This window comes from Sphingobacterium wenxiniae, from assembly GCF_900116225.1.
Taxonomy (GTDB): domain Bacteria; phylum Bacteroidota; class Bacteroidia; order Sphingobacteriales; family Sphingobacteriaceae; genus Sphingobacterium; species Sphingobacterium wenxiniae.
The window spans coordinates 138,050-159,649 of the sequence record NZ_FOZZ01000009.1 but is presented as its reverse complement, the minus strand read 5'-3'; the positions used below and the strand labels follow the sequence as shown (position 1 = coordinate 159,649).

Here is a 21,600-nt window from a genome sequence, read left to right as displayed (position 1 = left end):
GTCCTACTCCACAACATGTCCCAACATATACTGTTGGAACTTTTCATAATAAACTTGAAATGTACGTAACTCGTCTTCCTTACGAAGTTGAAGTGTCAAAACTCCTTGTGGTTTATAGACAAAAGGAAGAATGGTCATATCTTCCAAAAAGGAGATACCTTTATTCCCCTGTAATTTATATACCGCTTCTTTTGCACACCAACAGGCGTACAATTGGTCCAAATGACCATCAGGAATAAAAATAAGTTCCTCTTCACGCAAAAACTTTTCTTTAATATTTACAACTTTTTCCTTGACAATCTCAAGATCAATTCCACATTCGCCCTTTGTGCTCATCATAACACCTGCATACTCATAAGAATGTGTCAACGAAATCTTATACGGAAAATCCGGTAAATACGGCTTACCATTCTTATCCGAAGGACAATCAATATAAGTTTCCGTATTTAACAGATAGCGCAGCAACACCCGTGTCGCCAACCAGTGCAACGTACGCTTTCCCTTGCTCAAGCTTTCCAGCTTAGCCCGCTCTCGAGCGTCCAACTGTAGGCGCCCCAATAACTCTTCAGCAGTTTCTTCGATTTTCCAAATCGCAAATTTTGTCTGCTCGTCCAGCTCCCTGAGATATACTAACGCCATATTTCGGATATTTGTTTAACTACATGAGCCGTTACCAAAGCAGAACCATCTCTTGTACGACCTCATATCTATGTTACGCACAATATAAAAACTTTTTTAATATTGAAAGCGTATTTCTGCTGCAAAATTCATCTTGACGACAAAACAAATCTTGCTAAAGACTTCCGAAGTTTAACTTCGTTGAGGGCTTCGCCGTTTGAAAACTTCGGAAGTCTCCTTAGCCTAAAAATAAAAAAGTTGTCCAAGTAGAGGCAATAATGTATTTTTGGAACGCCCTAACAGCCAATGACAAATAGGGCATCGACAGAAGACACATGATACTATCAGATAAAAGAATTTTAGAAGAAATAGAGAAGGGAACAATCGTCATTGAACCCTTTGACAGAAAATGCTTGGGAACAAATTCATACGATGTGCATCTGGGGAAATACCTGGCAACTTATAAAGATGCTGAACTGGATGCAAAAAAACATAACGAAATTGAACATTTTGAAATCCCAGAGGAAGGTTACGTCCTTAGGCCGGGCTTTCTTTATTTAGGTGTCACTTTAGAATATACTGAAACACATGGTCACGTTCCTTTTTTAGAGGGGAAGTCCAGTACTGGCCGCCTAGGTATTGATATACATGCAACAGCAGGTAAAGGGGATGTTGGTTTTTGCAACACATGGACTTTAGAAATTTCCGTTGCACAACCTGTACGTGTATATGCAGGTATGCCCATAGGGCAGCTCATTTATTTTGTTGTAGAAGGGGATATTGAGACGTTCTATAATAGTAAAAGCAACGCAAAATATAACAGCCGCACGATTCGACCAGTAGAAAGTATGATGTGGAAAAATGCCTTTTAAAAAAACGTCCGAAGTTGTTGAAACTTCGGACGTTTTTTTATCCTCCAAACTCCATTAAATAAGCCTTCAGGAATTCATCCAAATCACCGTCCAACACAGCCTGTGTATTAGAAGTTTCGGTGTTGGTTCTCAGATCTTTGATCAATTTGTAGGGATGTAGCACATAGTTTCGGATTTGCGAACCCCATTCTATTTTTTTCTTCGAGCCCTCAATAGCCGCAGTTGCCTCTTGCCGTTTACGCATTTCGATCTCATACAACTGTGATTTTAATAAACGTAAAGCATTTTCCTTATTTTGAAGCTGCGAACGCGACTCTTGATTCTTAATGATAATGCCTGTTGGTTTATGGTGCAAGCGAACCGCTGTTTCCACTTTGTTGACATTCTGCCCTCCAGCACCTCCAGCTCGAAATGTATCCCACTCAATTTCACTGTCTTTTATCTCGATCTCGATATTGTCATCCACCAAAGGATAGACATACACCGACGCAAACGAAGTGTGCCTTTTGGCATTGGAATCGAACGGCGAAATCCGCACCAAGCGATGCACGCCATTTTCACCTTTCAGATAACCATAAGAAAAATTGCCCGAAAACTGCAAAGTTACCGACTTGATCCCAGCCACATCACCCTCCTGATAATCCTGTTCACTGACCTTACATCCGTGTTTTTCTCCCCACATGATGTACATCCGCATTAACATCGAAGCCCAGTCGCAGGACTCTGTACCACCAGCCCCGGCCGTAATCTGCAGGATAGCATCCAGCTGATCTTCCTCTGCACTCAACATGTTCTTGAATTCCAACTCCTCCAACTGGCTTAAAGCACTCTGGTATTGTTCTTCCGCATCCTGCTCAGAGGCGTCGCCCGACTGGAAAAATTCATACATAATCGCCACATCCTCCACTGCATTTGCGACTGCATCAAAATGATCTGTCCACACTTTGAGGTTTTTGATGTTATGCAACACCTTTTCTGCCTCTTTGGGAGCATCCCAGAAATTCGGTTGCAAAGTTATGGTCGTAGCCTCTTCTATCTCGGCTTTCTTAACATCAATGTCAAAGATGCCTCCTCAGGGAAGTTATCCTATCCCTCAAGTCTTGTATTTGTTCTTTTGTCATATCTCTTTTCTAATCCAATTTCTTTTAGCTTTTGACAAAACTAATTTAACAAAAACGCGTCATTGCGAGGAAGAATGACGAAGCAATCTGCGTTTCTAATGTCATCAGATTGCTTCGTTCCTCGCAATGACGATGACATTTTTTTATCCTAAAGTGATTCCAATTCCAGTAAAACAGGGCAATGATCTGAATGCACTGCTTCTGATAAAATCTTCGCCCCCTTAATCCTGCTTTCCAATCCTTTTGACACCATATTGTAGTCAATACGCCATCCTAAATTTCTGGCCCTCGCTCCTGCGCGATAGCTCCACCAACTATAATTATGTGGTTCAGGATGCAGATGGCGGAAAGAATCCACATATCCGGAATTAATAAAATTCTCCATCCATTCTCGCTCAGCAGGTAAAAATCCTGATGTATTGGCGTTCGACTTTGGGTTATGGATATCAATAGCCCGATGGCAAATATTGTAATCACCAGAAACTACCAGATTCGGTTTCTCCAACAGCAGCTTATCGCTATATTGCTGAAAGTCATCCAAGAATCTGTATTTAAAATCCTGCCGAATATCTCCCGTAGTTCCTGAAGGAAAATAAGTGCTGATAACAGAAAGGTTATCAAAATCAGCACGAATGATGCGTCCCTCAAAATCGTAATCTTCATGACCACATCCATATTCCACATGATTGGGTGTGATTCGGGTAAAAATTGCCGTACCGCTATAACCTTTTTTCTGTGCCGGGTACCAATAATGTTCGTACCCCATTTCTTCTAAGAGATAGATTTCCGGTATCTGATCCTTTGTAGCTTTAATCTCCTGTAAACAGACTACATCAGCATCGACCTCCTTCAGCCAGCCCAACCAGTCTTTTTTCAAAGCTGCACGCAGGCCATTCACATTGTAAGTAACAATCTTCATTAATAATCTTTAGAAGAAAACAGGTCAAAAAATCTTGTAAAAAAACCAGTCTTCGGTTTCAACCCTTGTGCTTCACGCTCCAGGTTCAACGCTTCTCTACGCGTCAAGACAGTCATAGACATGCGCACATCCTGTAGAGGTCTGTCCCGCTCGTCTGTTTTCACTTCTGCTATCTTATCAATCGTTTCAATACCATTCAACAATTCCCCAAAGACGGTATAATTACCATCTAAATGAGGCGTTCCTCCCACGGTCTTATAGGCTTCCCGTTGCTCTGGGGAAAATTTCTTGCCCTGCATACGAAATTGTTCCAGTGAATCCAGGGCGGTATCTGTGAATACACGACCTTGCACCAAATAGAATTGGGATGCAGAAGACTGCTTTCCTGGATTATTATCCCGTGCAGCGCCTATTGTTCCCTTTCTATGGAATAAACCGTCCTGGATCTCTGCATTGATTTTATAATCCGGGCCACCATTACCCAATGCCTGCTTTTCCGCAGCATAGCGTGAATCAGGGTCTCCTCCCTGTACCATAAAATTATGGATAACACGGTGAAACAATAAGCTATCGAAATAACCCTCTTTAGTCAATTTGACAAAGTTGTCCCGATGTTTCGGCGTCTCATTGTACAATCGCAACAAGCAGTCACCTTTATCGGTTTTGATTAACACATAATGATAAAGCGGTGTTTCCGCCATTACGCTCCCTGCTAATGCTAAGAACAGCACTAAAGCCAAACATTTCTTAATTAAGTTCTTCACTTTTTTATTTCTATTTTACAATGTTATTTTTTCACACTCCCTGTTCACCTCAGCGGACTAATCCAATACATACGTGTCAGCAAAATAATCCACCATCAATGATTTCATGATAAGTTCCTGTTCCAAAAGCGTATAATTAGGGATAGGTTTCACCAATTCCCAATGTGGCCAACCTTCTTCATCCAAGCCTTTCAGCTCATAAAATCCCATAGCACTGAACAGGCGACAGTTGGCAATATGCATAAGTTCTTCCTTTTCTCTTTTCGAAAAGGTATTTGGTCCCTTACCTAATTCCTGAACGCCAATCAAAAAAAGCATCACCTTAATATCTGGCAGTTCCATATCAAAATCACGCGCTATGTGCCCCTGCAAAACAGCCCATTTCTTATTTATTTCTGAAGCTTTCATATCTATGCCAAAAGTAGTAAAAATTTGCAATACGTTTGTTCCCTTGGATACACAACAGATTTCCTTCAACCGCTTATCGTCATTGCTTTGTCGTTTCTCCTCGCAATGAGGCGTTTTTCTAAAAAGTTTTTTGTTGTGCCCTCTGCTTCCTTAATAGCTATGCCTCACCACGCAGTTCAGCAATCAATTCACGACACCGCTTTTCTACCATCTGGTAAACGGGTTCAAATTGATTGGCATCGTAATACGGATCCGGTACAATCCCTTCCTTTAAAAACATCCGTACTTTTGACCGTTCCTTTTCGTCATTTGTCAAAGACAGCACATTTCTATAGTTGCTCTCATCCATCACAAAGATATGATCGTAGGAAGCAAAGAACGGTGATAAAAACTGCTGGGCTCTTTGCGTAGAAATATCCACACCATATTTTTTCGCGACAGCAATAGAGCGTCTATCCGGGGCCTCACCTACATGCCAATCACCTGTCCCGGCCGAATCAATAGACCAACCTAACCCTTCTTCATCCACCAAATGCTGCATAACACCATGTGCCAGCGGCGAACGGCATATATTTCCCAAGCAAACCATTAAAATTTTCATAGCTCAAAAGTAATATTCTATTTTTTAATTGCCTACGTTTTAAAACACAAGCAAAAAAGGCAGACCCTAAGGTCTACCTTTCCAAAACCAACAATAAAAATGTTTCAATTAATATTCTACAGGGAAATTCAGTTCAACCGAACCTCGTGCAGAAACTCCTTTCACACGAACAATATTCCGTTTTGTCTCGCCAAGGGCAGACTCAACTTCATCAGCATTATTCACCGCCTTATCATTAACATGTGTAATAACCAAGCCTTGCTCTACACCGAAGTAATCAAATATTCCACCACGTCGCACTTGCGTAACCACGACACCTGAATTTACACCTAAATCTTTTTTCTGCTTATCTGTTGCAGGCACAAAGCTTGCACCCAGCTTGTTGTAGATTTCTGTAGCGCTACGTTTTGATTCTTCACTTACTTCATCAGCTTTCTTCGTATCCTGCGCTTTCAACGTCAATGTTACATCTTTTTCCTTACCATCACGTTTATACGTAATCTTTACCTTATCACCCGGACGCAATCGCGCAACGCGCTCCTGAAGATCAGCAGATGAATAAATGGTATTGCCTTCGATCTTGGTAAGTATATCTCCCTTTTTGATACCAGCATTCTCGGCAGCTCCGTCTTTAACAACATCAGCCACATACAAACCATATAAATCATCGACATTCAATCTTTCGCGTGTTGCCTCATTAATAGGCTGGTACTGAATACCCACATATCCACGTTGAACAACTCCAAACTCCTTGAAGTCATCCATAATCTTAGACACCAAACTTACAGGAATGGCATATCCGTAGCCAGCATACGCCCCTGTTGGTGACATAATTGCGGTATTGATACCAACCAACTCTCCACGAGCATTGACTAATGCACCGCCACTGTTACCTCGGTTAATTACAGCATCGGTTTGTATAAACGATTCAATAGCCGTATTCACCATAGGTTCATCTGATGGATATTCATAAGGCGAACGTTGTTGTCTATCACCCAAAAGACCAAGTTCCCGGCCTTTTGCACTGACAATACCTGCTGTTACCGTAGATTGTAACCCCAATGGATAACCTACAGCCAACACCCATTCTCCAATACGCAAGTTATCAGAGTTGCCAAAACGAACGAATGGCAATTTATCAGCATTTACTTTGATTAGAGCTAAGTCAAAATCCGGATCACGACCGATTACTTTTGCTTCTAAGGTTCTACGATCCGTCAGTTCTACCGTAATCTTATCCGCATCAGCCACCACGTGGTTATTCGTTACAATATAACCGTCCGGCGAGATAATCACACCCGAGCCGGAACCTTGCTGTTGTCTCGGTTGCGAACGGCGTTGCTGTGGCATGCCAAAGAACTCCTCAAACATATCGAATGGTGATGAACCTCGCTGCGAGCCTTTGGTTGTTACCGTTACTTTGATATGCACCACACCCGGCATTACTGCCGCGGCCGCTTCTGTAAAATCTGGGTTACCTGTTGAGGATATCATTTCCGAGGCCGGATTATTTGCATAATATACCTTTTGCTTTTCCTCGAAAGTCATACTATCCGATTGCTTTTTCTCAAAGATTTTATACCCTCCAATAGCAACCGAGCCTCCTACCAACGCTGTTAATAAAGTTATTCCTATTTTCTTCATTTTTTACTGCTATATTTAAATTTTATAATAATAAGTCTAATTTTCCTTAATAGGCTTAGTCAAAATTAATACCATCCGCGAGGCACGACAAGTTTTGTCAGTTAAAAAATGTTAACTAAACCCTGTTAAGTCACTGTTTTAACACGATTTAACAAGGACCATCGGTTTTGTAACAAGAATATTAAATTTGTAGCACAAATTCAAGGACATGAAACAAAAAATTAAATTTTCAAAATATCAGGGAGCTGGCAATGATTTTATCCTTATCGACAATAGAAACAACCTTTTTGACATCAACAACGTCGATTTAATCCAAAAAATGTGTGATCGCAGGTTCGGCATCGGAGCTGATGGTCTCATGGCTCTTCAATATACAAAAAATTTTGATTTTGAGATGATTTATTGCAATGCTGACGGTAGAGAAGGAACAATGTGTGGCAATGGAGGGAGATGCATCGTTGCTTTTGCTCGCGATCTTGGCATTATAGACAAAAAAACTGTCTTTTTGGCAGTTGACGGTGAGCATATCGCCCATATTGAGGACAATCAAGTCGAATTGGGCATGATTGAGGTCCACGAGATACAGCATGACGGAGAGGCATACGTACTGAATACGGGTTCACCCCATTATGTTCAGTTAACTGATAACCTTCGCTCATACAATGTTTACCAAGAAGGATACAAAATCCGAAACAACGATACATATAAAGCCGAGGGCATCAATGTCAACTTCGTAGAGAAAGAAGGAGAAGGATACTTCGTACGTACCTTTGAGCGGGGCGTGGAAGATGAAACCTTAGCCTGTGGCACTGGAGCCACTGCTGCAGCTATGGCTTTGGCTATCCACGAAAATAAAACAGGAAACATAGAAATCCCTATTCGCGTATTAGGCGGACAGCTCTCCATTGCTTTTCACCGCGAAGGCAACAACTTTACCGAAGTTCAGCTGAAAGGTCCTGCAGAATTTGTATTTGAGGGGGAATATTTGGGGTAATGGTTAATTGGTTAGATGTTTAATCTTTAAGCCTTTAACCAATTAAACGCTTAAGCTATTTGTATTCCCATTTATTATCTGCATCTTTAGAACCTTTTTTGAAAGCAGAGGACAATCATTGATGCAGAACGTCGATAGTAAATTACCATTTAAATTAGTTTATTCCTTAGGGGAACATCCCTACCTCGGTTATCTTATCGAGCCACATATCGTACAGTTAAACCCTAACGGGAGCTATTCGCTGAGCTACAAACGTATTTTCACGAATACTATCGGGGATTATGCATCGGCATTAGATGACACCGACCGGCGCATCATCAAACTGTTGGACGATATTGAACAAACCAACATCATCAAAAAGTACAACAAAAAGGCTATGCGCCCTCTTGACTTTTTTGGCAAGGTCTTCGACCAGAAAGCCTTCGACTATCTACGTCCACGCATCGAACAAAAAATGTTAGATGTCCTTCAAAAAATCGGGAACAAACCCTTTTTTCTCATGAGTAAAGATGGTTATCCCGCTAACCAACCCTTACAAATTGCCAGCGAACCGACTTCTATTCTTTTTCATTTTCGGCGCAACGAGACAGAGACACGTTATTTCCCTACACTAAAGTACCAAGGTCATCGATTAGACTTTATGTATAAGGGAGCACAGGTTATCCTCAACAAACAAGCTTGGTTACTTCTCGAAAACACTTTATATTACTTTGAGGACGATGTCGATGGGAAGAAACTCAGTCCTTTCCTGAACAAACGTTATATCGCCGTTGCCCGGGCAACAGAAAGAAAGTACTTCGAGACCTTCGTCACGGGCTTGATTGAAAAACACCACGTATATGCCGAAGGCTTCGACATTAAAACCCACAGGGAAAATGCATCCCCTGTACTGAAGCTCTATTATGTAGAAGATGGTGAATCTTTCATCCAACTCTTTTTTGAATACGGGGAGCATGAATTTTCTGCAGGAGCCGAGCACCCTATACGTGTAAGCCTTACTTATGACGAAGAAAAGGATTATTACACTTTCCATCGGATCAAACGTTCTCTTACTTGGGAACAGCATAAAACGGAAGCCTTGGAAAAGGCTGGATTATACAAAAAGGATGCTTTATTTGGCTCCTATCTCCCCAGCGATAAAAATATCAGTATCATAGATTGGTTAGGGATTCATCAAGAAGAATTAAAGCAACAGGGGTTCCAAATCCGTCAAGAGAAAAGCGATAAGCACATCTTTATCGGAAAAACGCTTCTTGAAATGGCTATTGAGGAAGGCAATGATTGGTTTGATGTAAAGGCCACAGCTCATTTTGGCCCTTATGAAATTCCCTTCATCGAATTACGGGAGCATATCCTCAACAAAATCAAGGAATTCACCTTACCGAATGGAGAAATTGCCCTTATTCCAGAAGAATGGTTCGCGCAATACGAACACCTTTTCCAGTTCAGCACAAAGAAGGACGGGCTCAAGCTCAGCAAGAGCCATATCGGACTTCTCTATGAAATCTCGGAACATACTGAGGTATCTTTTCACCGCAAATTAGAAAAGCTCCTGGATTTCGAAAGCATCGAAGACATACCGATGCCTGTACATTTTAATGGCATACTCCGTCCTTACCAAAAAGCAGGCTACAATTGGTTTCATTTCCTCCAACGTTTCAAATTTGGTGGCTGTCTTGCCGACGATATGGGCTTAGGAAAAACCGTCCAGACATTGGCTCTGCTACAGAAACAGAAGGAGGATCTAAAAGGTTCTGAACACCCGAAAACATCGTTATTGATTCTACCTACCTCCCTTTTATACAATTGGCAGAAGGAAGCCGAAAAGTTTGCGCCGCAACTTCGTATTCACATCCATACAGGAAGCAATCGACTTCGGGACAATTTTGGCTTTTCGCACTTCGATTTGATTCTTACTACGTATGGCATCGTACGCAGTGACGAGACTATGCTCGGTAAGTTCTTTTTCAATTATATCATCCTGGATGAGAGTCAGCATATCAAAAACCCTACATCAAAGGCATTCAAAGTTATAAAAACCTTAAAAAGTCGGCATAAGCTGGCATTAAGCGGTACACCAATCGAGAATTCCGTATCCGATATCTGGTCACAGATGCATTTTGCCAATGCTGGGCTATTAGGCTCATACAGCTATTTCCAGAAGGAGTTCGTGCTTCCTATAGAAAAGAAAAAAGAAGAAGAAAAAGCTTTGCGTTTGCAGGCCATTATCAAGCCTTTCATCTTGCGCCGCACGAAGGACCAAGTCGCCAAAGAACTACCTCCGAAGACGGAGCAGACCATTTTCTGTCAGATGACCGAGGAACAAGCAGAACAATATGAAGCTATCAAGTCCGAGTACCGTAATGCCCTATTGGACAACAGCCTACAACAGAATGGCAAAGGCAATCAGATTGTGCTCCTGCAAGGCTTGACCAAATTACGTCAATTAGCAAATCACCCAAGGATGCTGGAGGAAGAAACCGAAATGCCCTCAGGAAAATTTGAGGCGGTTGTCGAAATGTTGGATGCTATCACTGCTGAAGGACACAAAGTTTTGATATTTTCTCAGTTTGTGAAACATCTCCAACTCTTTCGTGAACATTTTGACAAACAGAAAGTTACTTATGCCTATTTAGACGGCAACACACGTGACCGAGCTGAAGCCGTATCCTCTTTCAAAGATAACGAACAGACGCGTGTTTTCCTCATCTCCATCAAGGCAGGTGGTGTGGGCTTAAACCTCACCGAGGCCGACTATGTCTTTATTTTGGATCCATGGTGGAACCCTGCTGTGGAACAGCAAGCCATCGACCGTTCACACCGTATCGGGCAGACCAAGAATGTGTTTATCTATAAGTTTATTAGCAAGGATACTGTAGAAGAGAAGATACTCGCCCTACAGAAACGGAAAAAGGCACTTTCATCGGCGCTTATCACGACCGAGGAAAGCTTTATCAAATCCTTAACAACGGAGGATATACAGGAGTTACTGAAGTAAGGAAGAGAAATATTTCTACCCCCTCTTATCCACAAAAGTAATCGGTTTCCGACTAAGTGGATTAAAGATAACCTTTTGCAATTCTTCCACCTCTCGCCATTCCACACGTGGGGTAACACGGAGTTTTGCCCGAAAGTAATCCTTGATTTCGCTCAACAACGTCTCCGAAGCTTCTTTAGAAGCTAAGTAGATGACAATTTCATCTGTCCCGATTTCATTATGGGATATCTCAATAACATGATGTTCAATCTGTGCAAAACCTGCCAACAAATCATGCATTGCGGGCGGGTATAACGTAGTTCCTTTATACTTGACCATTTGTTGCTTCCGTCCTTCTACCGGTCCAATGCGGTATGTATTTCGACCACAAGCACAAGGTTCTATAAAACGACGTACAATATCACCCGTCTTGAAACGCAATAGTGGAACACCCTCTATCCCCAAGGTCGTAACCACCAACTCTCCACTTTCACCCTCATCCACGGGCTGTTCGTTTTCATCCAGAACCTCCGTAATCACCAAATCCTCGTGAACATGCCCTCCTTTGAACATACCACACTCTGTGAACGCCGAGCCCATCTCTGTAGAGGCATAAGTGGAGTAGAGTTTTAACGGCCATTTAGAGAGGATACGTTGCGTTAACAGACTATCCTGGAAGTATTGGTCACGCAGGGACTCGCCGATACATAATACAGCCTCCACACTACAATGCCGATAATCAATCCCATGCAACTCTGCATACTCAATCATTTTGAGAAGAAATGAAGGTACCGCTATCAGAAACTTCGGTTTATGTAGCAGTATAGCGTCCCACTGCATCTGTGGCACTCCTGAACCAACTCGCAACACTCCTGCTCCAAGCTTGCGCAATCCTAAGAAATAGGCTAAGCCTGCCATAAACCGACGGTCCATTGTGGTCATTAACTGTACCAAATCACCTTTTTGCACACCAATGGTCTGAAAAGAGCGCATCTCGTTATATGCCAGTCGCTCCAAGTCGTTTTCGGTTAGCCCAAAAGTTACAGGTGTGCCTAAAGTTCCCGAAGTGGCGCAGTAGTCAACAATATGTTCTTTATCCACACAGAAAAAGTCAGCATTATACTGCTGTATGTCGTTTTTGCTCGTTGTGGGAAGCCGTAGCAAATCTTCCAGCGTCTTAATAGACGCTACATCAATTTGATGGGAAGCAAAAAGTCTTTGATAATAGGGCGAGTGTTGCTGCAAATACCGCAACTGCTCCTGCAAAAGCTGTTCTTGATAAGCTTTAATTTCTGCTGCCGTCCTTCGCTCCATAGCTACCGCTTTTTCCATTTCTTTTCTGCTCTATTCCTATATTTTTCAATATCCAACTTCATATCCGCTGTAGGGATAACCTTCGACAAGGCTCTTTCAAAGCTACGTAAAGCTTCTCCATAATCCTGTTGAAGATAAAAAAATCTTCCCGCAATATAATACCCCAGCCAGAGGTCCGGATTTAATTCCACATAATGCTGTAATTCTTCCTTAGTTACATGCTGTTCTCCCTCTTGCAACTGCTCCCATAGAATTTCCGTGCGTTGCTTAAACGCTTGGAAGTTCGCATACTGCTCCGTTTGCAAAAAGCTATCCGCTGGAATAGCCAACGAATCAATGCCAAAGGAACGATGTTCACGCCAATCACCACCAAACACCTCGTCCAAATCGTATGCTGTAAAACTTCCCATCTGGCCAGCACCGCTTGAAACATACACCCGTTTATCTACTGGCTGAAAAACTATACTATGATGTGCCAATAGGTGATTCAGACTCTTATCATTGCCCATCCCCAATGTGCTGTCACCATGCCCATGCCTATTCCGTAAGATATTTACCGCATCGGTCACAGATACATGTTCGTTTTGAGATAATAACTCATTCAAACGTTCATATCTATATAACGAATGGCTTTCAGCAATATGTTTCTGATTACGCTTGTCATCAACATACGACACGCTTTGAAAATGGTTGGTACAGACCAAGGCATTATTGTCTACCTCATAAAAATCGATTTTCTTTGGTGACAATTCTATCAGCATAGCCTTGTTATCCTTTGCACTTCCGACCATAAGTGATTCGGAAACAAAGACAGGCATACGTTTAGCAATAGCTATGGCTTCATCAAGATTGGATGCATATTGTAGCATCTCCCGAGCGACAATGGAAATCGGTGTTTTAGCCGATAGTGGAATAGATGATTTCCCTGCGTTCATAGTTACCGTTAAGCCTTCTTGATTCATTCCAGAAAGCACACCAACCATACCTGCCCACGAAACCGACATAAATGGGATACCGCTTTCTGGTCGTACAAAATACACCATCTTATTCTCTGCAAAGGCATCGTTGAAGTAAAAATCAAGATTACGGGCAATTAACAATTTCCCATCGGCAGACTTATCACCCCAAACCGCAAAAGAAGAGCAACCTACAATAGCCAAATCCTGCAAAACATGGCCCAAGTCATGTGCGCCGTGCATCCAAAGTGTGCGCTGATAACCATTCACTCCCAAGCCATCCGAGACGTCTCTCAGAGATGTCGATAAGGCATAAATTTCAGTCAGATATTCTTCGGGTATATAATCTTCCAAATGGCGATTATACCAGCGCATAAACCGCATAATCCAGCGTCGTTTGGATACAGAAGGCACATCTTCCAAGAGTTTGTTAACGAAAACATCATGCTGATAGGTGAACAAGTCACCAGACAACAACCCTTTCTTTAGCCCTATTGACCAAGGTTCTCCAGAAACATATAGCTCCCAGTTTCCTGCGGTATTCCTGACCAGATAATCTTCTCCTACAGTCCTTAACGTATCAGCATCCACATGGCAGGACAAGGAATCTGTAGACAAATCACGCAGATGCGGATACTTTTTCAGCAACTTAGGTCCCGAACAGGCACCGAAGAAAAATAGAACGACGACCGACAGTAAACTATAACGCATTAAGTTCCCGCTTTATACTGTTCAATAACTGTTCTTTCCCCAATATTTCACCGCAGGTCGCCACAGCACCGATGGTCACCCCGAGAATACCATGCATATTGACATGCTGTCCAGTCAAGTAGAGATTCTCAATCTTGGTTTTTGGTGAAATAAAGCTCCCCATAGCATCTTGAACATCCTTGACAGGCCCATATAAACTCCCTTCTGCCGAGCCGATATAATCGCGAAAAGACAAAGGTGTAGAAGTGTAACTATAAGCTACAGCCTCCCGTAATCCTGAGACATAGTCTTCTGCACTTTCCACCAACACCTGCATGCGATGCTCCTTAAAACGGATATATTCCTGACCTCGTCCAGAAGGATGCACGACCGTATTGAAAGTCGTATCCCATATTCTCACTTCTTCAAAATCCATATAACTGAGGATCGTTACGGTATCGGCAAAGCCCTCATGGTTTGCATCTTCAGTCATGGAGAGCATAAACATATTTGGCCAGTCTGTTTTCTTATAAGCAGGTCCGTCCCATACAGATGCCTCATCGCTATGGTAAAAGATGTTCTCGCCAGCATAGGGAACTCTCTTTTCTTTCAGCACCAAGTGTACACTAAACGATGAGGTCGTCACAGACATTCGCTGTATGCGTTCATAGTAGACCTTTCTAAAATGTTCCCTACCAACAGTATCCAAGAAACATTTGGGGTCTACATTACTGATAAACAAGTCTGCTTCCACCTTTTTCCCAATATCCGTTTCCACCGCCTTTATTTTCCCATCGGCTATTTCACAACCCGACACACGATGCCGCGTGTAGGCTTCTCCTCCCAATTGACGTAGTTGGCGCACCAACAACTTACTAATCTGGCTTCCGCCTTGTACACACCGATAGGCACTCTGTATATACGAATTGACCGTCAAGGCATGTACATAAAAGGGCGTGCTTTCAGCCTTTCCTGCGTAAAGGAAGTTATTTCCCAAAAGAACCGTTCGTAGTCTTCTATTCGAGGTTAACCTTTCCAGGTAGTCTTTTACGGAGTAGTCAACGCCCTGCTTTTCCAGCTGATCCATCGCTGTTAGATGGTAAAGTGGATAAGAAGCACAGACGCGTTGCAAATCTTCCACATAACGTTCCAGCGCTTGCCTCTCCGTAGGGAAATATTTCACCAGATTCTCGACAAAAGCATCATAACCTTGGGACAAAGGGTAGCCTATCGCTTCCTTGCCGATGTACACGCGGTCATAAACCTCTTCCATACGTTCTAACCGCAGGTCTGACATAATGCCCAGATAAGTAAAATATTGATGGAGATTCTGTCCTTCGTCCAGTCCACCAAGATAATGTACCCCAGTGTCAAATATTTTTTTATTCCGAGAAAAGGTCTGTAAATTTCCCCCAAACTGGTTGTTCTTTTCCAGCACACAGACTTTTCGACCTGCCTTGGCCATGATGACTGCCGAGACTAAGCCCCCTAAGCCACTCCCAATGACCCCAACATCGTATTTATCTATTTGCTTGCTCATTTGCTATACCACCAGATATGTTCTGCCAACATTTCTTCCTTCCAGCCCTGTTGTACTAAAATAGGTTCCTTCTTAAATGTAAATATTTCTTGAAAAGATTGCAACGCTATGGGCGAAATATCCTTTGCATCCATCATAAAGGATAGTACTAAGGTAGCTGATACGGCTTCTTCCAACTTATCCACAAAAACCACAGCACGAAGCTTCTGCCAGTAAATGCTTTCTGCCAGCTGCCTTTTCTCCATATCGGTTATGACCCCTGTTATTTTCCGCGTTCCATCCTGTAAGGAAAGTAGGTAATCAAATTCTCCAAAGCTATCCGACAGGTGAACCAAGTCCCTCCGTCCGTTCAAGAAAGGACGGAGCCTGTGGTAATACGGCAACCCGACCTTTAGACTCTTTTTCAATACCTGTACGATGCTTTCATCTTTATAGAGATAAGCAAGCTCAAGTTTATGCTTGAAATAGTCCGCTTGTTCCTCACGCATGCGCCATGCATAATGATCCTGTTTGAACCTTCGGGCCATAGCTTTAGCACGCTCTTTATATCCTGTTCCGAATGAGGTGTCCGAATGTTTTATGCGCTTATCAATAATCGCTGTAAGCTTGCCCTTAAAGATTAAGATATCCCCTTTCGGTAATACATCCCCATTTCCTAACAGGTGCACAGGCACAATATCCAATTTTAGCTGTTCTGCCAGATAAAAAGCCCCTTTATGGAATCGTTTCAACACATTGTCATACGAACGGGTACCCTCGGGGAAAACAATTAAGGAGTAGCCCTGCGCAACTTTTTCCCGCAACTCCGTCAAACCATTTTCCAAGCCCTGACTGACAGGATAAAATCCGAGCGCACGGACAGCACGACCGAATATCGGAGATTTCCATACCCAATCATTCACCAAGAAAATTCCTTTGGGAGCCAACATGCCCATGGAAAGTGTATCCAGGAAAGAGCTATGGTTGGCAATAATAACAGCAGGTTGTTGAAAGGTCTCGTTCTCCACATTGATGGTTTTATTCTTGGTCAAAGGGTGGAAATACAGAACCGATTTCATAAATACCGACATGCTCTTGCGGAAGAACCAATCTCTCCGCTTTTCCCCTATCGGCACCAATCGCAACAGCACCCGTCCTATAAAGGAAATGACAAGACACCCTAATCCATAATACGTGAAAAGCAAAAGAGAAAACAATAATACGGGGATGGTAAAAGGAGATTTTCCGCGGACAGCCCTATTGCTGATAAAAAAACGAAATAAGATAGGGTAAAATACAAATGTTATCAAGATTGCCGAAAACACACCAATCAAGGATACCGAAGATATGGATATCAGTGCAGGATGTTTGGCGAATATCAGTGCGCCAATGGCCAGTACAGTAGTGAGCACTGCCAGAAGGATAGAAGTGCGGTAGGTCTGCAATTCTTCCTTACCTGTTGTATATTGGCGTTGCAGGGCCGCGGTCATAAAGATACTGAAATCTACTCCATGCCCAAAGACCAAGGTACATACAATGGCCGAAAAAATATTAAATTCCAATCCAAAAAGCCCCATTAGTCCAGCAGTTACCAACCCTGTCAAACCGATTGGAATAGCGCTCAACAACACCAGTTCTATCCGCCTGAAAAACACCCAGAGAATAAACAATACCGCAAAAAAAGAATAGCCCACCAATCTATTAAAATCGTCACGCAATTGCCCCAAGAACGTTTCATTGAGATTCTGCCGGTCAATCACCACTACGGAAGGATTTGTTTCCATCTGCTTTAGAAAGGGCGTCCTTTGCTCATCATCCACCTTGACCAATGTAGATAGGGTATAAAAACCATCACGTTCGGCGATAAAATCAGACATACCGATGGACTGCAATGATTCAAAATCCGCAAGGGATATCGGAGTTTGCTTTTGTGTCAATAGCGTATAAAACGCTTGATGGGTTTCCGCAACAAAGCCATATTTGTCACCTTCCTGTATCAGCGTATTTTTCACTTGTTGCTGTTTATCAGGCGACCAGAATCTGTCCCATGAGGCTATTTTTTCTGCCTGTCTTTGGTGCGACAAAGGAATATAATGCAATCCGCTATAATCAAGAATCCTATCTGACCTTTCGGCTATTGCCAATTTATCGGCAAGCGAATCCGCCTGTTGCGCCACCTCCTCAAAAGAGTGCCCAGTGGCAACCACATAGAGCGATTTTGAAGAAGTATTCATCAACGTATCCAGCTGTTTCTCTACTTTTTTAATATCGCTTGGCACAAAGTTCAAATCCGCAATATTGTTATTGTAGCCAACTTTGCCGCTGCTAAAACAGCTTAACACTATCAGCACCACGCAAACTGCTATTAGCACCTTACTTCGTTCGAAAGGAAAGCCTGCTATTCGGTCAATAATGGAACTATGGGCAAGAACCTTCTTTGGACGATAGAGTTGCGGAATGATAATCAAGGTGAATACAGCCGAGGAAAATATACAGATAGAAGCAAAGACGCCCAAATCTACCAACGCTTTAGAGTGCACAAACAACAAGCACAGGAAAGCTACAGCATTTGTCGCTCCACTCATCAGAATAGGTTTAGTCAGTTCTTCGAACACGCCTTTTATGTCGTTGGACTTCTTAAAGTGGGTAAGCACATGCAGTGCATAATCAATCGTAATCCCCACCAGTACCGCTGCAATACTCAGCGAAATAGCCGACACAACAGGTTTATATAGATATAGACAAGCTACCGCAAACAATGCGGCAAACACCGTAGGTATAAAGACCAAAAGCGGAATGTAAATCCTCTTGTAGAACAGGATAAGCAGAAGCATAAGGACAGCCATAGAAATGAGCACGGTAGCCATAATATCCGCTTTAATCTGCTTGGCATTGGCGACAGCAATGAATGCTGCTCCATAGTAGGAAAGCGTTACCTCCTCTTGGAATTGTGCCTGCAAGGAATCCCGAACAGCATAGAGATGTTCGACCAAGGCCGTGTTGTGTTCCGTGTCAGCTCCCGCGAAAGCGGGGTCAAGGAACAGCAAAAGTTGGGTCGTGTCCTTCGTCGCTATAAAACCATCATATAGCACGAAGTTATCACCGACACTACCTGCTTGTAAACTACGCAGGCCGAACAAAGCCAAGCCCAAAGGGTCCTTTTGAATGAACTGCCCCATGACAAATCCCGTGGGCGACATCAAGGTTCGATAATTTTCCCCGACCTTTTCCCGAAGCACACTGTCCTGCGTCTGTTGCGCTATCTGTACATAGGCTATGCTGTCCAAGAAAAGCGGCAAATGCTGATAGACGAAATCATAGGTGGAGGCCATCTCCTCTTGCCCAATCTGTCCAGAAACCCGACGTATATACGTACTATCCTTCGCTATCTTTTCCAGAAAAGTCTGTGCTGCTTCAGCCATTCTTTCCTTATTCACCGTATCCTCTTTGGAGATAAGTACCGTCAATTTATCCGCAAAATTAATCTGTTGCAGGACTTTCGCTGTTTTATCTCCACGTTCATTCTGCGGGATAATCTGTGTGATATCCTCCTCAAATCGTAGTTTGGACGCAATAAAACCACAGCCGAACAAAAACAGTAACGCCAATAAGCAGGCAGGGATTCTATGCCTTTGAATGGCAACATAGATATGGTAGAAAAGCTCTCCCATTATTCCGCAGAAATTGTTTTTTGCTCCTGACCTCTCATCCATAGATAGCTACCAAAACCTATCAACAAGGATAGAAAACTTGCCAAAAGCACACTGCCAACGATATATTGCACAGCATGGGACTTAATCATCTCCAAAGAGATGCCTTCCAAAGCAAAAGTATGGGAAGAAGGATACACCCAACTACCAACCACCAATGAGGCATAGATGACCACTGGAATGAAAGGTGCAAAACTGATATTGGAGAAGGCAAATGCCAAAACCTTATTAAGCCTTAGGAAAACAGCAAGACTGATAGTAAGAGCAGTTTGGAATCCCCACACCGGAGCTATACCCATAAAAACACCCAAACCAATGGACAGCGCTTTTTTCTTTGGCGAATCGGTACTGCCCAGAATATTTTCTTTAAGAAAGTCCGTTAGACTTTTTTTTTTGAACGAACGGAAGAAATTCCGTGGAATGATGTAGAAAAAGGTCAAGAAAACTAAAACCGTATTCAATATGCTGATACGGGTAAAATCTTTAAACGGCCGAAAATGAGAAACACGCTCAGCAGGGTCATACAAAACCTTAACAGGAACGTTTTTCACGGCAATGCCGTTCCATGCGGAACGCACAATAATCTCTATTTCGAATTCGAACTTTTTGGTATAGAATTTCTTTGGAATGGCTTGCAAAGGGTATGCTCTATACCCGGACTGTGTGTCGGTTAGTTTTATCCCTGTTTCAAACCAAAACCAGAAATTGGAAAACTTGTTACCGAAAGAAGATTTCTTCGGCACCGAATCCTGCATCATATTTCGGCTACCGATAAGTAAGATTGGTTTTTGACTTTGTGCTATCTCCTGTACAAAAACAGGTAGGTCATCGGGGTAATGCTGTCCATCAGAATCGATACTGATGGCATAATCAAAGCCTTGCTTACGGGCCTCGGCGATACCTGCGCGCAATGCCATTCCCTTTCCTTGGTTCTTATCGAAGTGGAGAATATGGATTTGCGGATAAGCAGAAAGAATAGATGCGGTACCATCTGTAGAACCATCGTTGACAACGATAATATCCGCTGTGTAGGATAGCACACCATCCAGTACCCGTTTCAAGGTTTTCTCGTTATTATAGGTCGGTATAACAACGACAATCCCCAAACGGCGTATCTCTTCGGTTATCGATGTCGGTACAAGCATATTTCTATCCCCCTAATTGCTTACGTTCAGCATCCGTAAAAACAGCAGACTGCTGCGCATAGCGCTTAATCAAGGACTGCACGGCCTTCGGCTGTCCTGCAAAATTAGTCAAAATCATCTGCTTGTCCTCCGCCATGTTCATTTTATATTTTAGGATTTTAGGCGAATTCTCCTGCACCGCAAGGCGTACCAATCGGATTTCCACCTGCTTGGGAGATGCAACCACAGCAGCCTCAATAGTCTTGATTCCTTCGGCGACCATTTTCTTTTTATCTCCTCTATCCGCTAAAAAGCGTGCCTTCAAAGTCAAAGAAGCCCCTTTGTATGCCAATAGCAAGGGGTCGTCTTTTGTATAGGTAGATAAGCTTTTGTACAAGGATTCCGTTGCCTCCTTGGACGATTTTGCTTGTTCAAATTGTTGGCGTACAGTGTCGATATCGATTGCCCATCCCACAAAGACACCTACCCATAATAAAAGTAAAGCTTTCATCATTTCCGTCTATATACATTGGTAAGCTTCAAAGCTACCGTATCCCCAAAAGTCGTTACATTTTTCACTTTATATTGACCGTCATCCTGCACAATATCCAGTTCTAAGCGCAAATCTGGATTTTCTTCGGGATTGATAAGGGCCATGAATTTCACGTTAGAAGATTTGCTGAGAAAAAGTTGTTGCTCCACAACCTGCTCAGTCAGGTTTTTGATGATTTGCATCATGCACACCCCTGGCGTAACGGGATTCCCTGGAAAATGCCCTTGGAAAATGGCATGCTGTTTATTCAACAAAATATGAGCGACATATTTCGTTTCGGAAGCTTTTTCAAAATCCTTTAGCGTGTAAAAATCTTTCAATAACATACGGTTTAAAGTTAAAAAACTTTTTTATACTTCTCTAATGTTATACGTCGACAGGCTCAGTAAGGCATTAGAAAACAAGGCTGTCACACTGAGCGTGGCAAGGCATAAAAATCCTACCGAGGAACCAATCTCACCTCCGCAAAAAAGGCTGTCACTCTGAGCTTGTCGAAGAGTCAGCCGAACGACCTTTATTATTGGAATGGCAACGGTTCTGTGATAATTCGGGCAACTTCTCCCATTCATCATTAATTATTGCCTCTTTCTTTTTTCTACTCCATCCTTTGACCTGTTTCTCAAAAGCAATAGCCTGATTAACATCATGAAACTCTGTACTAAAGACCAATTTTACAGGTATTCTTTTATAAGTGTACGATTTGACGTCTATCCCATTATTGTGCTCATCCAATCTTCTGTCCAAATCATTGGTAATTCCCGTGTAATAAGAACTGTCAGCACATTCTACAATATAAACATGATAGGTCTTCATAAA

Annotated in this window: 18 protein-coding genes; 3 read left to right on the top strand and 15 right to left on the bottom strand. The window is 42.6% G+C overall.

Translation table 11 applies throughout. The features are described from left to right. Positions 1 to 3: 3 nt before the first annotated feature. The gene (locus BM375_RS12785; protein WP_093366595.1) at positions 4 to 639 is read right to left on the bottom strand and encodes a 4'-phosphopantetheinyl transferase family protein; all 636 of its coding nucleotides are present in this window, start codon (positions 637 to 639) and stop codon (positions 4 to 6) included. A gap of 314 nt (positions 640 to 953) precedes the next feature. Here BM375_RS12785 and dcd point away from each other — a divergent pair, with 314 nt between their 5' ends. Continuing rightward, positions 954 to 1,490 (top strand): dCTP deaminase, encoded by a 537-nt coding sequence (gene dcd, locus BM375_RS12780; protein WP_093366594.1) that lies wholly within the window; start codon positions 954 to 956, stop codon positions 1,488 to 1,490. A gap of 37 nt (positions 1,491 to 1,527) precedes the next feature. Here the strand turns inward: dcd and prfB are convergent. The 6 genes from prfB to BM375_RS12750 form a co-directional block, all read right to left on the bottom strand. Beyond that, a protein-coding gene (gene prfB, locus BM375_RS12775) for a peptide chain release factor 2 (protein WP_139227595.1) occupies positions 1,528 to 2,611 on the bottom strand; the annotation gives its coding sequence in 2 pieces (ribosomal slippage) (positions 1,528 to 2,550 and positions 2,552 to 2,611; 1,083 coding nt in all). A 148-nt stretch (positions 2,612 to 2,759) separates the two neighbouring features. After that, a complete protein-coding gene (locus BM375_RS12770; protein ID WP_093366592.1) occupies positions 2,760 to 3,530 on the bottom strand; it encodes an exodeoxyribonuclease III in 771 nt (256 codons plus the stop codon). Then, the gene (locus tag BM375_RS12765) at positions 3,530 to 4,294 is read right to left on the bottom strand and encodes a peptidylprolyl isomerase (RefSeq protein ID WP_244525899.1); all 765 of its coding nucleotides are present in this window, start codon (positions 4,292 to 4,294) and stop codon (positions 3,530 to 3,532) included. The genes BM375_RS12770 and BM375_RS12765 overlap by 1 nt, the downstream gene beginning before the upstream one ends. A gap of 57 nt (positions 4,295 to 4,351) precedes the next feature. Further along, positions 4,352 to 4,702 carry a hypothetical protein gene (locus tag BM375_RS12760; RefSeq protein ID WP_093366590.1) on the bottom strand — a complete coding sequence of 117 codons (351 nt, stop codon included), beginning with the start codon at positions 4,700 to 4,702 and terminating at the stop codon, positions 4,352 to 4,354. Between the two features lie 157 nt (positions 4,703 to 4,859). Beyond that, positions 4,860 to 5,303 carry a low molecular weight protein-tyrosine-phosphatase gene (locus BM375_RS12755; RefSeq protein WP_093366589.1) on the bottom strand — a complete coding sequence of 148 codons (444 nt, stop codon included), beginning with the start codon at positions 5,301 to 5,303 and terminating at the stop codon, positions 4,860 to 4,862. A gap of 108 nt (positions 5,304 to 5,411) precedes the next feature. Next, positions 5,412 to 6,947, bottom strand: coding sequence for a Do family serine endopeptidase (locus BM375_RS12750; protein WP_093366587.1), 1,536 nt, complete (start codon positions 6,945 to 6,947; stop codon positions 5,412 to 5,414). 208 nt (positions 6,948 to 7,155) lie between these two features. Between BM375_RS12750 and dapF the strand changes: the two genes are divergently transcribed. Next, positions 7,156 to 7,941, top strand: coding sequence for a diaminopimelate epimerase (dapF, locus tag BM375_RS12745; RefSeq protein ID WP_093366586.1), 786 nt, complete (start codon positions 7,156 to 7,158; stop codon positions 7,939 to 7,941). 121 nt (positions 7,942 to 8,062) lie between these two features. Next, the gene (locus tag BM375_RS12740; protein WP_093366584.1) at positions 8,063 to 10,939 is read left to right on the top strand and encodes a DEAD/DEAH box helicase; all 2,877 of its coding nucleotides are present in this window, start codon (positions 8,063 to 8,065) and stop codon (positions 10,937 to 10,939) included. Between the two features lie 15 nt (positions 10,940 to 10,954). On the opposite strand, the gene BM375_RS12735 is transcribed toward BM375_RS12740, so the two are convergent. The 8 genes from BM375_RS12735 to BM375_RS12700 all read right to left on the bottom strand — a co-directional run bounded on the left by BM375_RS12735 (position 10,955) and on the right by BM375_RS12700 (position 21,597). Then, positions 10,955 to 12,250, bottom strand: a complete 1,296-nt coding sequence (locus BM375_RS12735) for a flexirubin biosynthesis putative acyl-CoA ligase FlxY (RefSeq protein ID WP_093366583.1) — start codon at positions 12,248 to 12,250, stop codon at positions 10,955 to 10,957. Further along, positions 12,235 to 13,899: a C45 family autoproteolytic acyltransferase/hydrolase gene (locus tag BM375_RS12730; protein ID WP_093366581.1), complete on the bottom strand. Its 1,665-nt coding sequence runs from the start codon at positions 13,897 to 13,899 to the stop codon at positions 12,235 to 12,237. Before BM375_RS12730 ends, BM375_RS12735 begins: the two co-directional genes overlap by 16 nt. Then, the gene (locus BM375_RS12725; RefSeq protein ID WP_093366579.1) at positions 13,889 to 15,418 is read right to left on the bottom strand and encodes a phytoene desaturase family protein; all 1,530 of its coding nucleotides are present in this window, start codon (positions 15,416 to 15,418) and stop codon (positions 13,889 to 13,891) included. Before BM375_RS12725 ends, BM375_RS12730 begins: the two co-directional genes overlap by 11 nt. Continuing rightward, positions 15,415 to 19,110 (bottom strand): 1-acyl-sn-glycerol-3-phosphate acyltransferase, encoded by a 3,696-nt coding sequence (locus BM375_RS12720; protein WP_093366577.1) that lies wholly within the window; start codon positions 19,108 to 19,110, stop codon positions 15,415 to 15,417. The genes BM375_RS12725 and BM375_RS12720 overlap by 4 nt, the downstream gene beginning before the upstream one ends. After that, positions 19,068 to 20,252, bottom strand: coding sequence for a DUF2062 domain-containing protein (locus BM375_RS12715; protein WP_093366576.1), 1,185 nt, complete (start codon positions 20,250 to 20,252; stop codon positions 19,068 to 19,070). Before BM375_RS12715 ends, BM375_RS12720 begins: the two co-directional genes overlap by 43 nt. A 4-nt stretch (positions 20,253 to 20,256) precedes the next feature. Next, positions 20,257 to 20,745: a hypothetical protein gene (locus tag BM375_RS12710; RefSeq protein ID WP_093366574.1), complete on the bottom strand. Its 489-nt coding sequence runs from the start codon at positions 20,743 to 20,745 to the stop codon at positions 20,257 to 20,259. After that, positions 20,742 to 21,110, bottom strand: coding sequence for an ApeI family dehydratase (locus tag BM375_RS12705; RefSeq protein ID WP_093366572.1), 369 nt, complete (start codon positions 21,108 to 21,110; stop codon positions 20,742 to 20,744). Before BM375_RS12705 ends, BM375_RS12710 begins: the two co-directional genes overlap by 4 nt. Before the next feature lie 151 nt (positions 21,111 to 21,261). Next, positions 21,262 to 21,597 carry a GIY-YIG nuclease family protein gene (locus tag BM375_RS12700; RefSeq protein WP_093366571.1) on the bottom strand — a complete coding sequence of 112 codons (336 nt, stop codon included), beginning with the start codon at positions 21,595 to 21,597 and terminating at the stop codon, positions 21,262 to 21,264. Positions 21,598 to 21,600 lie beyond the last annotated feature (3 nt).